Raw genomic sequence first — 16,148 nt, forward strand, 5'->3', positions numbered from 1 at the left:
GCCAGTATCTATGAATCATTGAAAAAATGAATAAAGGCTTTTTGCGTACGAGAAGCGGCTCGCTAGTTTTCAGGAGATGTGACGAGGATGCAGGGTTTGCCCCCATCGCGTTCGTCAATAGGATGAATGACATGGAGCTATGGGGATCACCGTGCGCATCAAGCTGTAGGTATGTCCGTCCCGCTCTCATGGAGCGGGATTTTTTTGTCGATTTAGCCCAGTTCGGACAATTTATCCAAAATTATGAAAATATTTTACCAATTTCGCCCCATCCCTATAGTAGAATGACCAAAGAAGCCTGAGAGAAGAGAGGAGACAATCATGCAATCATTTCGACGTTACATAAGGCGGATCGTACTTCCAGTACTGCTTACCATATGGGTGCTGCTGCTCCTGCCTGGATGGGGCGGCACCGCGCATGCGGAGGATGCCCCTTCCATTTCGCTGAAAACCGAAATCGGCTACAACGGCAAAATGAAAATGGGCAGCTGGAATCCCGTCAAATTCACCCTCACCAGCAGCCAGGATATTTCCGGAGATCTGGTTATCCAGATCGACACCGGACTGGCTCCCGCCACTTACGTCCAGCACGTCGAACTGCCGAAGGATACGGCCAAGGTCGTCATCATGGGCGTTCCGGGGGACAACTTCACCAAGGATACAAATGAAATCCGCTTTTATAAAAATTCTTTCCAAAAGGGCAAGCGGGTCAGCTTCAGCTCCGGTACGCCTTATCTGAAGGGCATGCCTGTGACGGCCTCCAATGTGGCTGTTCTGTCGGAGGACCCCGACACGATGAATTTTTTAAACGTGCTGCGGAGCAGCGGGTATGACCTGAACGTTCTGCCGCTGAAAGGCACGGATTTGCCTGAGGATCCGATGCTGCTGGACAGCCTTGACGTCATCGTGCTGAACCGTTTTGCCTCGGACACCTTGTCCAAAGGGCAGGCCGCAGCCGTAGAGCAGTGGGTACGTTCCGGCGGCGAGCTGGTCCTTGCCGGCGGTGCGGCATATCCGAAGTCGGCGGCCGCTTTCGAGCAGATTGCTCCGGTTCAGTATACGGGCACTTACACGGCATCATCCCTTCCGGAGCTCGCCAAGCTGGGCGGCAAGCCGCTGGAGCTGGGCGGTGAGCTTACGCTCTCCGACGCTTCCCCGGTGGAAGGAGGAGAGGTCATGTATCAGGCCGGCGGCAAGCCGCTCATCGCCTCCCGCCAAGTTGAGCAGGGCACCGTGCTGTATGCAGCCTACGACTTGTCGATGGAACCGCTGGCTTCCTGGAGCGGTCATCCGTCGGTGTGGTCGTATCTGCTGCGCGATCACCTGGCGCTGTCCAATCAGCCGAACAACAAATTCAACATGATGCAGAACCAGATGTACAATCTCATCAACGTACTGGATTATTTTCCTTCGCTGAAAATGCCGTCTTTTCCAGTCATGGCCTGGCTGCTCATCGTTTATGCCGTGATTGTGGCGCCGGTGCTGTACTGGATTCTGAAAAAGGCCGACAAGCGCGAATGGGCCTGGTGGATCATTCCGCTCATCGCGGTTATCGCCAGCGGCACTGTCTACATGATCGGAGCGGCCGATAAAACCAAACAGCTCGCCCATACCATCAACATGCTGGAGCTGGATGGCAAGGGCAATGCCTCGGAGGTCAGCGCTTCGGCGTTCTTTACGCCCCGGAGCGGGGAGTTCACGATTGATTTTCCGGCACATACCTATTTGACGGTTGATCGGACCAACGGGGCTTTCAGCAGCTCGAACCGTTCGAACAGCTTTGTGGAGGTCGGTGATCAGTCGACCCGATTGACCTTGAGTGATATGCCGCAGTGGTCCCTCGCGAAGGTATGGTCCAATCGCCGGGAGAACCGGAAGGTCGGCCAGTTCGATGTGAAGATCCAGCTGGATGCCAAGGGGAATATCGGAGGGCAGGTGACGAACAACACATCCTATAATCTGAATCATGCGGTGCTGGCGCTAGGCGGAAGCCTGTTTGAGCTCGGCGACTTCGGCAAAGGGGAAACCAAGCCCCTATCGGCTGCCAGTAAACCGACCGCCGTTAATCCGTACAATATGGCCAACCAAATCTTTGGCAACCTTACCGGAGGCCAGGCGGACGAATTTACGCGGGAACGCGAAATTCTGATGACCACGGTTCCGAACACGGCATGGTATCAGTCAGGCTCCTACGTGATGGCCTGGAGCAAAGATCCGCTGGTCAGCTACACCATGGAGGGCAAGAAGCTGGAAGGCAATCAGCTGAACCTGTGGGCACAGCCCGTTTCCATCAACTGGGCTCAGAACGGAAAGCTCAACATTCCTTTCGGGTTTATTCAACCGAAGGTTACCCAGATATCGTCGCCGGGATGGTATGAAGATCCAAGCGGAACCACCGAAATGGACCAAGGCAGCATCACCTTCGAGTACACGGTGCCTGCGCTGAAGCAGGGTGCCTCTGCCGTGCTGACTCTCCGTGCGAACAACCCCGGGAAGAAAACGGAATACCGGATTTTCAACAATGACAAACAGACGTGGGACCCGGTAACCTGGGATGCCACCAAGCAGTGGAAGGCTGAAAAGAACGTCCAACAATACTTGGCGGGCGGCCGGATTCGCCTGATGCTGACAGCCCAGGAGCACGTCCAGTTGAAACTTCCGGAGATCAGTCTGAAGGGGGCGGAGAAGCCATGATCGAAATCGAACATTTAACGAAAACTTATGGGAGCTTTCAAGCGTTAAAAGATATTAATATGTACATTCCGCAGGGAACCGTTTTTGGATTCGTCGGTCCGAACGGGGCCGGCAAATCGACGACGATGTCGATCCTGGCCACGCTTATGCTGCCCACTTCGGGCACCGCTCGGGTAGACGGCTTTGAAGTAACCGAAAACCCCAAGGAGGTCCGCAAAAGAATCGGCTACATGCCGGATTTCTTCGGGGTCTATGACCAGCTGAAAACGACGGAGTACCTGCATTTTTACGGAGCCAGCTACAACATCCCGCGCGGGGAGCGGGACAAATTGATCCCCCAGCTGCTGGAGCTCGTCAACTTGAGCGACAAAGCGGACACTTACGTCGACAGTCTGTCCCGGGGGATGAAGCAGCGGCTGTGCCTGGCCAGATGCCTGGTGCATGACCCTAAGGTGCTCATTCTCGACGAACCGGCATCCGGGCTTGACCCGCGGGCGCGCATCGAAATGCGCGAAATTTTGAAGGAACTGAAGCTGATGGGCAAAACGATCATCATCTCCTCGCACATCCTGCCCGAGCTGGCGGAAATGGTCGATGAAATCGGCGTCATCGAGCACGGGCAAATGGTCGCCCAAGGCCGGGTGGCCGATATCCAGAATCGTCTTCGCGTCAAAAAAGTGCTTCACATCCGTTCGCTGGATAAGGAAGAGGAGCTTGCGGCACGGCTGCGGGATGAACCTTACGTCAGCGGCGTGCTTGCCGACAACACCGGCATCCATGTTCATTTCGGCGGTGGGGATGAGGATCAAGGAGCCCTGCTTCAGAGAATCGTCACATGGGGTTACCCCGTACTGTCGTTTCACGAGGCGCAGACCAATCTGGAAGACGTATTCCTCGAAATTACGAAAGGAGGGCCCGCGACATGAATTGGACGCGCAAATGGATCAATCCCGTGCTGGATAAGGAATTCCGTCTGCGGATGCGGACCCCCCGGTCGGCGATTTCCCTGATGGTGTATATTTTAGTTCTCGGGCTGATCGCCCTGGGCTTTATCTATGTCAGCATGTACCTCGGGAACGGCGGCGGGCAGACCCGATTCAACTCGGGCATGGGCCAGATCATGTTCTATGTGCTGAGCTTTGCCCAGCTGGTGCTGATCGCATTCATGGCACCGGCCCTGACGGCGGGCGTCATCAGCAGCGAACGGGAAAAGCAGACGCTCAGCATGCTGTTAACCACCCAACAGAGCTCGTCGACGATCATTTTGAGCAAGCTGGTATCTTCGCTCAGCTTTATGGCCTTGATCGTGGTAGCGACGCTGCCGGTATACAGCATCGTATTTATGTATGGCGGCATCTCCCTGAATCAGCTGGTCTCACTGTTCCTGTTCTATCTGTTCATTATGCTGATGCTGGGATCGCTGGGGGTTCTTTTCTCCACGCTGCTGAAGCGGACGATGATCTCCGTGATCGTGACTTATGGCGTGGGATTGTGCATCTTTTTGCTGACGGGACTGCTGTATCTGTTCGCCCTGAGCTTGGTTCAGAGACAAAATGCACAATCCGTGCTGCAGCCGGATTACTCTTGGGTTGGTTATATCCTTGGCCTGAATCCGGCGGCGGCGCTGATCAGCTTATTCGAACCGAGCTTTTCCAAACAGGCTTTCCTCGTCCGGGGAACGACGCTCAACGCGGATGCGCCGATTCAGCTGTGGCAGGAATTTGTGGTGGTGTACAGCGTGGTCATCATCGTGTCGCTCTGGATCAGCATCCGCCGGATTCGCCCGGTTCGCCGTAGAAGGAAGCAGGCAGAGACAGACGGCACGGATGGCGGAGCAACGATGGAGCCCGTGAAGTAAGTACTGGACGGGATTTAAAGAAAGCAGGACGGGATGATAAGGACACTGGCCGAGTATTTTATCCATTAAAAAGGAGGTGGAAACCATGGACCCGATCATGCAGGCGATCCACCGGGCCCGCGCCCGTCTGCAGGTCTTCAGAATGCTGAGGTATTTGGCATATGGGTTGTCCTGCGGACTGATCGCAGCGCTGCTTTTCCTGCTCGCCGCCAGGCTGTGGCCGATTCCTTTCTACCAGCTGGCGGCTGCCGGGCTTGCGGTAGCAGGAGCGGCCGCCGGTCTGGCTGCCGGGCTGCTGCACCGCATCCGTGTGAAGGAAGCGGCTGAAGCGATGGATCTCGCCAGCGGCAGTGCGGAGCGAAGCGACATGATGGTGACCGCGTTGTCTTTTGCCGGGAACGATTCGGCGGCGGCTCGATGGCAGCGGACCCAGGCGGCCGAATACGGACGCCTGTTTGCGGCGCAGATGAAGACAAGGCTGAGAATGCCGAAGCTGACGAAGTGGTGGGCTGGCTGCGGCGGGGGGCTTGCCGTATGCCTTGCTCTGGCGCTGCTGCCAAGTCCGATGGATGATAAGCTTGCCCAAGCGGCGGAGCAGAAGCAGTGGGTTCAGGAGCAGCGAAAGAAAACGGAGGATCTGGTGAAAGAGCTCGAAACGAAGAAGCTGGATCTGACGGCGAAAAAACCGCTGGACGACCACCTCAAGACGCTGCAAAAGGAACTGGACGGGACCAAAGATCCGGACCGTGCCTTGGAGCAGCTGGAGAAAACGATGAAGGCGATGGAGCAGACGGCCAAACAGCAGGAAGAGAAGGCGCAGAACCTGTCGGAGCTGGGCCGGAAGATGCAGCAGACGCCCCAGCTGTCTTCCATCGGGAAGAGCCTGGAGCAGAAGGATCAGGCTGCGATGAAAAAAGCGCTGGACCAGCTGAAGCAGCAGATCCGGAAGCTGTCGCCGGAAGAGAAGGAGCAGCTGCGGGAGGCTCTGAAGAAGATGGCCGAAGAGGCCGGGAAGAAACAGGACACCAAGGCCCTTCAAGAAGCGCTCAACAAGGCGGAGCAGGCGCTGGCCGGCACGGACCCTTCCAAGCTGGACGAAGCCCTGAAGGGGCTGGAGGATGAGCTGGCCAAAGCGATTGCCGCGAGCCAGGCGTCTTCCAGCCAATCCGACGCCGCTTCGGCATTGGCCGCAAGCCTGGCATCGCAGGGGCTCGGCCTGGCTTCGCAGATGACGGCGGCCGGCATGCCCGTATCGGATGCCTGGGCCACCGGCGGCGCGGCGGAACAGCTGGCCCTGGCGGATTCGGCCGGGATGGGCGAACCTTCGGACAGCGGCGGAGGCGATCCATCGGAGCCGATTGACGGGGCGGGCCAAGGTAATAGTCCCGGCCAGGGATCCGGCAATGGATCTGGAAGCGGATCCGGTTCCGGCGCCGGCCAGGGCGGATCCGGACGCGGCGGCTCGGGCCAGGGGCCGGGAGGTTCCGGCGCAGGCCTCGGCCAAGGCGGACGCGAGCTCGTCACGACGCCGCGCGAATTCGCCGGCAAAGGGAACGTGCAGGCGGACAAAGGTCCGATTCAAGGCGGCGGCGGAACGGTCCAGAAAGGCGGCGTGGCTCCGGGAGTCGAGGGAACGAGCCGTCCTTACGAGGAAGTATACAAAGAATATGAGGCCGAGGCTAAAAAGTCGCTGGGGCGCAGCGACCTGCCGCAGCAGATGCAGGGCCTGGTCGAGGAATATTTTACGGGAATCAATCCGAATCCCTGATCTACAATTGAGGAGGAAGGCTAATGCTGGATACGCAAATTCATCCGGAAGCTTGGAAAGAGACGATATCCCGGGTACGGGAGCAGATCGCCGAGGTGATCGTTGGCCAGCAGGAGGTCGTCGAGCAGATGCTGTGGTGCATCTTTGCGGGAGGCCATGCTCTTCTGGAAGGCATTCCCGGTCTGGGCAAGACGATGCTGGTCCGTACGATTGCCGACACGCTCGACCTGTCGTTCTCGCGCATCCAGTTTACGCCGGATTTAATGCCAAGCGACATTACGGGGACGCAGGTCATTTCTTTCGGCCGTCAGGGGGAAACCTCGATGTCTTTTCAGCGCGGGCCGCTCTTCAGCAGCATCGTGCTGGCGGACGAGATCAACCGGGCGACCCCGAAAACGCAGAGCGCTTTGCTCGAGGCGATGCAGGAGAAAACGGTGACGGTTGGCAGCGAGACGCACGTTCTGCCGAAACCGTTCTTCGTCCTGGCGACGCAAAACCCGCTTGAAAACGAAGGAACCTATCCGCTGCCGGAAGCCCAGCTGGACCGGTTCCTGCTCAAAATTCTCGTGCCGTATCCGGGAAGCGAGGAGCTGAAGGAAATTGTCCGGCGGACAACGACGAACCGTCAGCCCGAGGTGCGGAAGCAGGCCGGTGCCGCTGAGCTGCTGGAAATCCAGCAGGGAGCAAGAGAAGTGCTGGTCTCCGATGAAGTGCTGGATTATGCGGCCAGGCTGCTGATGATGACCCATCCGGAAGAGGCGTCGGCGCCGGAGGGCGTCAAGAAGTACGTGCGCTTCGGTTCGGGGCCGCGCGGCATCCAGTCGATCATTTCGGCGGGGAAGGTCCGGGCGGTCTGCCAAGGCAGGATGCACCTGTCCACCGGCGATATCCATGCCGTCGCGGTGCCGGCACTGCGGCACCGGATATTTTTGAACTTTGAAGGCCAGGCCATGGGCATTACGACGGACCAGGTGATCCGCGAGATGCTCGAGCGGGCGGAGGCGCAGGGATGAGCGCGGAATACCTGCTGCCCCCGGACTGGATGGTCCGGCTGGAGCGGATGAGCCTTGGCTCTGCAAAGCGTGTGGCCGGTACCCTGCAGGGCAAGCGGCGCTCCAGCCGGCTCGGCTCTTCGCTCGAATTCGCCGATTACCGGCCTTACGCTCCCGGGGATGACATCCGCAGGTTCGACTGGGGCGTGTATGCGCGGACAGGCAAACCGTTCGTCCGGCAGTTTATGGACGAGCAGGAGCTGATGGTCAGCCTGTACGTGGACTGCTCGGCATCGATGGATTTTGCAGGCGGGACCCGGGGACGGGAGGGGAATGAAGCGAATCCCTCCAAGCTGCGGTATGCGAAGCAGCTGGCCGCCAGCATCGGATATGTTGCGCTGTGCTCTTACGAACGGCTGCAGGCCTGCTGCTTCAGCAGCCAGATCGACGCCCGCCTGCCCGTGCTCCGCGGGCGCGGGGCGGCCCACCGGCTGTTTCGGTTTTTTCAGGACGCGGCCCCCGGAGAAGAAGGAGGCCTGGCGGCCGCCTTCGGCGCACCAGGAGCGATGCCCAGACTGCCGGGGATGACCTGGATCTTCTCGGACTTTTGGCTGGATGAACGGGAGAAGGATCTCGGGCTGATGCTGAGCCGCCTAAGAGGGGCGGGGCAGGAAGTCGTACTCGTTCAGGTGCTGGCTCCGGAGGAAATCGACCCGGCCTACAGCGGCGACTTAAGACTGATCGACAGCGAGCTGGGCACCGGGAAGGATATCGCCTTCACCGGCAAAGTGTTACGGGCCTACCAGGACGAGCTTGAACGGTATCAGGAATACCTGATGAAGCTGGCTGCAGATCGCGGCATGACCTTCATCCGGGTTTCGACAGATATGAGCCTGCAAAAGGCGGTGTTTGGCGTAATGGCGGAGGCAGGTCTCGTCATCGCCTGACGAGCTTGGCGTACAGAGAAAGGGGGAAGCATTGTGGGAATCGGTTCATGGGCAGGGCTGTGGTTTGCGCTCAGCATACCGGCGATTCTGCTGATGTATTTGCTCAAACGCAAGTTTATAGACACCACCGTGCCCAGCCACCTGCTGTGGGACCGGGTGCTGAAAAATATCGAAGCCAACCGCCCGTGGCAGAAGCTGCAAAATCGCCTGCTGCTGTGGCTGCAGCTGCTTGCCGCTGCGCTGCTCGTTTTTGCCCTGCTGCAGCCTTATCTGTGGGTATCCGGAAATAGCGGGGGGCATATCGTCTTCGTCGCCGATACATCCGGGAGCATGGGTGCCATAGCGGCGCCGGCAGCCGGCAATGCAGGACAGTCTTCCCAGGACCCGCAGGAGACGCGGATCGAACGAATGAAATTCGAGATGAAGCAGTACGTGAAGAAGCATGCCCGCGGCAGCGAGGTTACCCTGCTCAGCATGAAATCCGAGCCCGACGTGATCATTTCCCGGGAAAAGGATGCGAAGCGCATTCAGGATGCGATCGACGGTCTCACGCCTTACTACGGTCAGGCGGCGTATAATGAGACGCTGTCGCTGGCCTCTGCGCTTACGCGGGAGGAGCAGGACGCGGAGGTTGTTCTTTTTACGGACGGCGAATGGAAGGGCGCCAGCGACCAGGTGACGTTTGAAGTTCCTGCACACACAGTCCTGGTTGGAAACGGTCCGGTGAAAAATGCCGGCATCCAGCAGTTTGGCATTCAGCAGGGCAAGGAAGGTAATGATGCGGTGGCCGTGCTTGGCTCGAGCGGGACATGGGATGCGCCGGTCGACGTACGCATTTATGGGGACAACAAGCTGCTGCGTACCGAATCGGCCGATCTTACCCGGCACAGCGCCACGCTGGTTCTGCAGTCTCTGCCGCCGGCTGACGTGTACCGGATTGAGCTGGATGGCGATGACGGATATGCCGCGGACAACGCAGCTTACGCTTTTGGGAAGAGCAGCCGGGAGCCGAGCATTCTGCTGCTGACGCCGGGCAATCTGTTTCTGGAAAAGGCGCTGCAGCTGACCGGAGCGCAGGTGACCCGGATGACAACGGAAGAGGCGGCATCCAGCAATTCCGCGAAAACGGCGGATTCAGGGAACGCTGCGTCTGTTCCACAGGTTCCCAAGGATCCGCCGGATTTGATCGTTGTGGACGGGCAGGCGCCTGCTTTTACGAAGGAAGGTTCCTGGAAGCAGCTGCTTGAAGAGACCCCGCTGTGGTCGATCGGCGGCAGCGGTCCGGAAGTCAAGGTGAACGGTCAGGAGCCTAAAGTATCCGATCATCCGGTGAACCGGTACATCACGATGAAAGGCCTCTACGTGGGCGAGCTGCACAAGGAACCGCTGCCGGCCTGGGCCGAGCCGCTGGTGACGATCGGCGGTACGCCGGCAATATATGCAGGCAAGGAAGCGGGACATCCGCGGCTGTCGTTTCTGTTCCGGCTGCAGGACACGGATCTGCCGCTGTCGGCGGAATTTCCGATCCTCGTCCATAACGCGGTTTCTTGGCTGAACGAAGGCGAAGGTATGGGCCTCGGCAGGGTAACAGCCGGATCGGGCATGGAGGTGCCGATCGCAGCGGATGCGGAGCAAGCGGAATGGAAGGTGCAGCATACCGGGGTGCCTGGTGCGGGAGCGCCGGTTCCGAAGGTGCAAAAACGGGAGCGGGCGATATCCTCCCTGCAGATGGCGCCGCAAGTACCTGGATTGTATGCTTTTGAAGAGCGAAACAGTCAGGGGAACACCACCAGCTATCTGGTGGAGGCGGCTGCCGATCCTTTTGAGGGGACCTTTGCCTCCTCTAAACCGGTTGTTTTGAAATCGGGCCAAGACGATACAGGCAGGGCTGAGGCAGGTGCCGGAGAACAGGCAGGGAATCCGGGAACGGATGGGAAAATCGGTCAAAGCCGCTACTCGCTCATGTGGCTGGCCGCCGCCGTCGTACTGCTGATGATCGTGACCGAATGGGGGGTGTACCAGCGTGGGCGTTCAATTTAATCACCCTTGGCTGCTGCTCTTGCTCCTTCCGCTGGCGCTTCTGATGGTGTATGCGTACAAATCGGACTTTCGCCTGGCCGGCCGCCGCAAAACCTGGGCGATCGCCATCCGTTCCGTGATCCTGCTGCTGCTCGTGCTGATGCTGTCCGGATTGCAATCTTATACTGTATTGCACCAAAAGAAGGTCGTATATGTCGTTGACCGCTCGATGAGCATGACGGACACGGAAAGCGCCGAAGCGTTTATTGGACAATCGGCCAAAGGCAAGGAAGCGAAGGACACCGTCGCGGTGGTATCAACGGGTCTGGACGCGGCTGTTGAGCAAAAAGAGACCCATGAGCTCCCGGGCTCCCTTCGGCTGAATGCGGACCTGAAGCGGGAATACACGAATCTGGAAGCCGGCATGACGCTCTCCGGGAGCATGCTGGACAGCCGCTCGGATTCCCGGATCGTCCTGATCACCGACGGGGAGGAGAATGTCGGCAGCATGCTGTCGGCCGGACGGCTGTTGAAGAACCAGGGCATCCCGGTTGACGTGCTGGAGATGCCTTCGTCCGAACAGCAGGACGTCTCCGTGGAGGAAGTCAACGTCCCGGAGAAGCTCTACCAAGCAGAGTCCTATTATATTGAAGTACTGGTGCGGAGCACCTATAAAGGCAAGGGTGAGCTTCGGCTGTATGAAGACAACGCCGAGATCGGCCGCGAGTCGGTGGACGTGACCCCGGGAGACAACCGGTACGCTGTGAAGGGGCTGGCGAAAAAAACGGGGCTCCACCGCTACCGTGCCGAAATTTTCATGGACGGCGACCGCCAGTCGGCCAACAATGCGGGATATGCCTTTACCCGGGTGGAAGGTCCGCCCAAGGTGCTGATCGTGGAAGGCGAGAAGGGAAACGCAGCCAATCTTGCGTCAGCTCTCTCATCGGGCCTGGTGCAGTACGAGCGGATCGATCCGAGTGTTCTGCCACTGGAGCCGGCGAAATATGCAGCGTATGATTCCATCATTTTTAACAACGTTTCCGGTGACCAGGTGGGCGAGCGGCGGATGGCCATGATCGAACAGGCGGTCCGCACCTACGGGGTCGGTTTTATGATGGCCGGTGGCGAGGACAGCTACGGCATGGGCGGCTATTTCAAGACGCCGATCGAAAAGCTGCTCCCCGTGTCCATGGAGCTGGAGGGCAAGCGGGAGATCCCGTCCCTCGGTCTGATCCTGGTCATTGACCGTTCGGGCAGTATGAGCGGGGACAAAATGGAGCTCGCCAAGGAAGCGGCGATCCGTACGGTGGAAATGCTGAGATCCAAGGATACGGTCGGCGTGCTCGCCTTTGATTCCCAGTCGTGGTGGGTCGTGACCCCTCAGCCCTTGGCGAACGGCAAGGAAGACGTCATTTCGCAGATTCAGTCCATCCAAAGCGATGGCGGAACTGATATTTACCCGGCCGCGGCGTCCGCCGTGGAGGAAATGCTGAAGGTCAAGGCCCAGCGGAAGCATATCATTCTGATGACCGACGGACAGTCGGCCGGAAACGGCGAATACAGCGATTTGATCGAGCAAATGAAGGGCGGCAAAATCACGATGTCCACGGTTGCGGTCGGAATGGACGCGGACGTCAATCTGCTGCAGTCGCTGGCGGATGAGGCCAAGGGCCGATACTACTTTGTGGATGACGCTTCATCGATACCGTCGATTTTCAGCCGCGAAGCCGCGATGATGTCCAAGTCCTACATCGTGGACAAACCGTTTGTGCCGGCACTGCAAAACGGCGGGGACTGGACGTCTTTGTTCGAAAATGGCGTGCCGCAAGTTTACGGCTATGTCGCCACCACGCCGAAGCAGGGGGCGCAGACGGTGCTGACCAGTCCGGAGCCCGACCCGCTGCTGGCGAGGTGGCAGTACGGATCCGGCCGAACCGTCGCCTGGACGAGCGACCTGATGGGCAAATGGTCGAAGGACTGGGTAGCTTGGCCCGCCTTCTCCAATGTCGTGACCCAGATGGTAAAGTGGACCTTCCCGCAGTTTACGGCTTCCCCGTATGAGGTAAGCACGCAGATCGAGGGGAACCAGGTCCGTTTTGAAGTCAAATCGGATACGGCGGGCACGGATCAACTGCAGGTGGTTATTACCGGGGATGATTTGCAGGAACATAAGGTGGATCTCGTTCAGGAGGCGCCGGGAAGCTATACCGGAGAGCTACCGGTGGACCAGTCCGGTTCGTATCTGATGACGCTGCTCGATGGCAGCGGCAAGCCGGCTGCGCCCGGCACCGGGCTGGTCGTCCCTTACTCTCCGGAATACCGGATTGCGGACGGGAATGCGGATCAGGGGCTTCAGCGATTGGCTGAGCTGACCGGCGGCCGAGTGCTGTCGATGGACCATCCGGAGCAGGTATTTGCCGCCAAAGCCAAGCCGAGCCGCCAGCTCCATGATTGGAGCTATGCGCTGCTGGCCGCGGCCCTGGTGCTGTGGGTGGCGGACATTGCCGTCCGCCGCCTGGCGCTCCCGTGGGGCGCCATCGCTGCGCGGGCCGCCGCCATCCTGCGGCGGCGGCAAGCACCGGCCGGCGGGGCGGAGGCCCCGGACGCCGGCCTGGGCCGGTTGGCGGCGCGCAAGCAGCGCACCGCCGCCTTCTACGGCGGCCGCAACGCCGGGCCGCCGGCACCGGCGCCGCAGGCGCGCGCGGAGCGCGGCGCGGCCGGCGCCAGCGGGCGCAGCCCGCAGGAAGCCGGAGCGGAGCGTCCGGCTTCGGGGGCGTCCCGCCCGGCGGCTTCGCCTTCGCCGCCGCGCGGGGCGCCAACAGCCCGGCCGCCGGAGGCCGGGCCGGGCAAGGAAGCTGCGGCGCAAAGCCCGCCGCAGCCGGAGGAAGAGCGGTCCGCAGCGATGGACCGCCTGCTGGCCGCGCGCAAGCGGAACCCGCGCTAGGGCGCGGACCACGCTAAATTTACTCAAACCAAAGAACCCCTTGGAGGCAGGAGGGCTGAGGCCCGCCAGCGAATGCCATTCCAAGGGGTTCTTTTTCATATGAATTTTCAATTACAATATGTGAATTTTCAATTATAACATCTTCTCTCAGGTAACCGACGTTCCCTGCGAACTCCCGCCGGCAGTGAGCTCCCAGCGGCATGTCATCGTCAGCACGTCCCCGCTCAGTTCGGCGGACAGCCGGCCGCCCATCTTCTCCATCAGGCTGCGGGCGATGGACAGGCCGAGGCCGGTCCCTTTACCGGAGCGCGTTTGGTCGGCTGTATAGAACCGGTCAAACAGCAGGGAGGGATCGGTGCCGGCGAGATGCGGGGCATCATTGCGGATGACCAGCACCGCCTCGTTATTTTGCCGCTTCAGCCCGATGCCGACTTCGCCGAGCGTGTGCTTGATCGTATTGAGCAGCAGGTTTTCGATGACCCGTTTGACGGCCGACTCATCCGCAAACCCGATGATCTCCTCTTCAGGAAACTCCAGGATTGGGGTGATACTGCAGTCGGTGAACTGGTCGTACAGGCTCATGATCACGTCCTGCAGCACCGGGACGAAACGGATGCGCGCCGGCTTCAGCTCGTAATCGGTGGACTCGATCACGGACAGCTCGAAAAAATCGTTCAGCAGCGCCTGCAGACGCTGCGAACGGTGTTTGATCACACTTAAGTAGGCATGCTTTTCTTCGGGACTGAGGTCCTCGGCCTCAAGGAGCTGAATATAGCCGAAGATCGACGTCAACGGCGTGCGGATATCATGGGACATGTTGGCGATCGCCTGCTTCAGCTCGTTTTCCGTTCGGCGCTGCATGGCGCCGCTCTCGGTCACCCGGTCGATCAGACGGTTGATTTCAGCCGCAAGCGATTCAAGATCTTTTTCGTAATAGGACAAATCGGTTTTTTTGCCCGATCTGCCTTCGTTGTAGCTCTTCAACTGGGCGGTTACCCGCCGAAGTTCCCTTCGCATCCGCAGGAGGCGGACGACGAGCAGAGCAATAACGGCGACAGCGACAATGGTGACGTAGAGCATCGTTTGTCCGCCTCCTTTGGTTAGATGGTTTCCCACGAAAATAGATTCACTACCTTGCAGCTCATTGATTGTATGGGGTTGCTACTTACAGTTGCTTCTTACTTAATCTCCTTCTTCCGGAAGGCCAGAATGCCCAAAGCTCCAAACATCAGGAACCAAACGACCGGAACCACGACCATGGCGCTGAGCTGTCCACCGCTTCGTTCCAGCATCGGCACGTTGTTGACCAGCTTGAATACGGAGTAATCATAAATGGTGCCTATAAATGGAACGTACTTTCCAGCCCCCGTTAGCATGGAATCCATCAGCAGGAAGAAAATGAACAAAAATCCGATCGATTTGCCGCTGTCGGTCAGCAGGGTGGAAAACAAGGCGGCAATGCCGGCAAATCCGGCCGCATAGAGGACGGTAAATCCCAGGGCTCGCAGTACAAAAAGCAGCGGTAACGATCCCGCGTCCCCATTTGCGATCACCATCACGGCTGTCGCTACCACAGGCAAGGCGAGCGCAAGCAAGGCCGTACCAACGGTGAAGACCAGCAGCTTTGCGGCGAACAGCCGGATCCGACTGTTGCCGGAAGAGGCGATGCATTTCATGACGCCGGTCGAATATTCGCTGGAAATAAAGAACCCGGCCAGCAGGGCGGCGGAGAACTTCAGCACATAGGCGTTGCCGGCCAGCACATTTTGCATAAACTCCAGGCTCGTGACTTCCGGCTCGCCGGCGGTATGGTCCATGACGACGAGCAGGGGATACACGATGGCGGCCGCCGCAATGCACAGGAGCAGGGTCCGGAACGAGAGGTCCTTGCGCAGCTTGAACCATTCCGCTTTGATGACGTTGCTCATGGCTGCACACCTCCGATCCGTTTCGTGAAAAACGTCTCCAGGTCTTCGCCTTTCGGCATAAACTGCTCGATCTCCAGGCCGGATGCGGCTAATGCGGTCGATACGCGACCGGGATGCTCCAAATGATCGTAGAGCTGGATGGACCCGTCCGGCATGACCTCGAATTCCGTGGTGTCCAGACGGTTCTGCAGGACCGATGCCGCCGCGGCAGGGTCGTTGACTTTGATATGAATGAACTGCCGGCATTTCTCCTGCAGTTCCTTGGCCGTCAGTTCCTCGAGCAGGACGCCGCGGTGAATGATGCCGTAATGGGTGGCCAGCAGATGCAGCTCGCTTAAAATATGGCTGGAAATCAGGATGGTGATCCGCCGTTCCTGGTTCAGCCGCTTGAGCAGCTCGCGCATTTCGACGACGCCCATAGGGTCAAGCCCATTGGTAGGCTCGTCCAGAATGAGAAACTCCGGATCACCCAGCAGGGCGATCGCCAGGCCCAGACGCTGCTTCATGCCCAGCGAGAAGTTTTTCGCCTTTTTCCGACCGGTCCCTTCCAGGCCCACCAGTTCGAGCGATCGCTTGACGATATCTTTTCCGGGAATGCCCCGCAGAAGCCGGTTGGCTTCGACGTTCTCCTCCGCCGTCATTTGCGGGAACAGCGCCGGGCTTTCAATGATCGATCCGATGCGTTTGCGCGCCTCGTTTGTTTCCGCAGGACCGCTGTATCCGAATAGCTCCACTGAGCCTTCCGTCGGAAAGGCCAGCCCCGCGGCGATGCGGATGAGCGTGGATTTGCCGGCTCCGTTTTGCCCAATGAATCCGTAAATGGCCCCCCGTTTGATCGAGAGATTCACCTTATCCAAAGCGATGCCGTTTTTGAACGTTTTGGTAAGATTGGTGGTGCGAAGAACATATTCGCTCATGGTTTTCTCATCAGCCTCCCTCCAGTGATAGGCTCAGTGTATTCCGGAAAGCGTAAGAGAAGTTTAAGACAATTCTTAAGA

The 16,148-nt window shown here is 59.0% G+C and carries 11 protein-coding genes; 8 read left to right on the top strand and 3 right to left on the bottom strand.

The features are described from left to right. Positions 1-321 precede the first annotated feature (321 nt). The 8 genes from C7820_RS16230 to C7820_RS16265 all read left to right on the top strand — a co-directional run bounded on the left by C7820_RS16230 (position 322) and on the right by C7820_RS16265 (position 13,222). The gene (locus C7820_RS16230) at positions 322-2,694 is read left to right on the top strand and encodes a DUF7408 domain-containing protein (protein ID WP_116231938.1); all 2,373 of its coding nucleotides are present in this window, start codon (positions 322-324) and stop codon (positions 2,692-2,694) included. After that, positions 2,691-3,620, top strand: a complete 930-nt coding sequence (locus tag C7820_RS16235; RefSeq protein WP_076173458.1) for an ABC transporter ATP-binding protein — start codon at positions 2,691-2,693, stop codon at positions 3,618-3,620. The genes C7820_RS16230 and C7820_RS16235 overlap by 4 nt, the downstream gene beginning before the upstream one ends. Beyond that, the gene (locus C7820_RS16240; RefSeq protein ID WP_076173457.1) at positions 3,617-4,552 is read left to right on the top strand and encodes an ABC transporter permease; all 936 of its coding nucleotides are present in this window, start codon (positions 3,617-3,619) and stop codon (positions 4,550-4,552) included. The genes C7820_RS16235 and C7820_RS16240 overlap by 4 nt, the downstream gene beginning before the upstream one ends. 85 nt (positions 4,553-4,637) lie before the next feature. Then, positions 4,638-6,320 carry a phage tail tape measure protein gene (locus C7820_RS16245; protein WP_116231939.1) on the top strand — a complete coding sequence of 561 codons (1,683 nt, stop codon included), beginning with the start codon at positions 4,638-4,640 and terminating at the stop codon, positions 6,318-6,320. A 23-nt stretch (positions 6,321-6,343) separates the two neighbouring features. Next, positions 6,344-7,333, top strand: a complete 990-nt coding sequence (locus C7820_RS16250; protein ID WP_116231940.1) for an AAA family ATPase — start codon at positions 6,344-6,346, stop codon at positions 7,331-7,333. Beyond that, entirely contained in the window at positions 7,330-8,259 is a 930-nt protein-coding gene (locus tag C7820_RS16255) for a DUF58 domain-containing protein (protein WP_116231941.1), read from the top strand. Before C7820_RS16250 ends, C7820_RS16255 begins: the two co-directional genes overlap by 4 nt. Before the next feature lie 33 nt (positions 8,260-8,292). Then, entirely contained in the window at positions 8,293-10,299 is a 2,007-nt protein-coding gene (locus tag C7820_RS16260) for a vWA domain-containing protein (RefSeq protein ID WP_116231942.1), read from the top strand. Further along, positions 10,283-13,222, top strand: coding sequence for a VWA domain-containing protein (locus tag C7820_RS16265; protein ID WP_116231943.1), 2,940 nt, complete (start codon positions 10,283-10,285; stop codon positions 13,220-13,222). The genes C7820_RS16260 and C7820_RS16265 overlap by 17 nt, the downstream gene beginning before the upstream one ends. Positions 13,223-13,369: 147 nt before the next feature. Here C7820_RS16265 and C7820_RS16270 read toward each other — a convergent pair whose 3' ends face one another. The 3 genes from C7820_RS16270 to C7820_RS16280 all read right to left on the bottom strand — a co-directional run bounded on the left by C7820_RS16270 (position 13,370) and on the right by C7820_RS16280 (position 16,067). Beyond that, positions 13,370-14,302, bottom strand: a complete 933-nt coding sequence (locus C7820_RS16270; RefSeq protein ID WP_116231944.1) for a sensor histidine kinase — start codon at positions 14,300-14,302, stop codon at positions 13,370-13,372. Positions 14,303-14,400: 98 nt separating this feature from the next. Then, positions 14,401-15,150 (bottom strand): ABC transporter permease, encoded by a 750-nt coding sequence (locus C7820_RS16275; RefSeq protein ID WP_116231945.1) that lies wholly within the window; start codon positions 15,148-15,150, stop codon positions 14,401-14,403. Continuing rightward, on the bottom strand, positions 15,147-16,067 hold the full coding sequence (locus C7820_RS16280; protein WP_116231946.1) for an ATP-binding cassette domain-containing protein: 921 nt from the start codon (positions 16,065-16,067) through the stop codon (positions 15,147-15,149). The genes C7820_RS16275 and C7820_RS16280 overlap by 4 nt, the downstream gene beginning before the upstream one ends. Between the last annotated feature and the right edge of the window lie 81 nt (positions 16,068-16,148).

Source organism: Paenibacillus sp. VMFN-D1, from assembly GCF_003386155.1.
Taxonomy (GTDB): domain Bacteria; phylum Bacillota; class Bacilli; order Paenibacillales; family Paenibacillaceae; genus Paenibacillus_AQ; species Paenibacillus_AQ favisporus.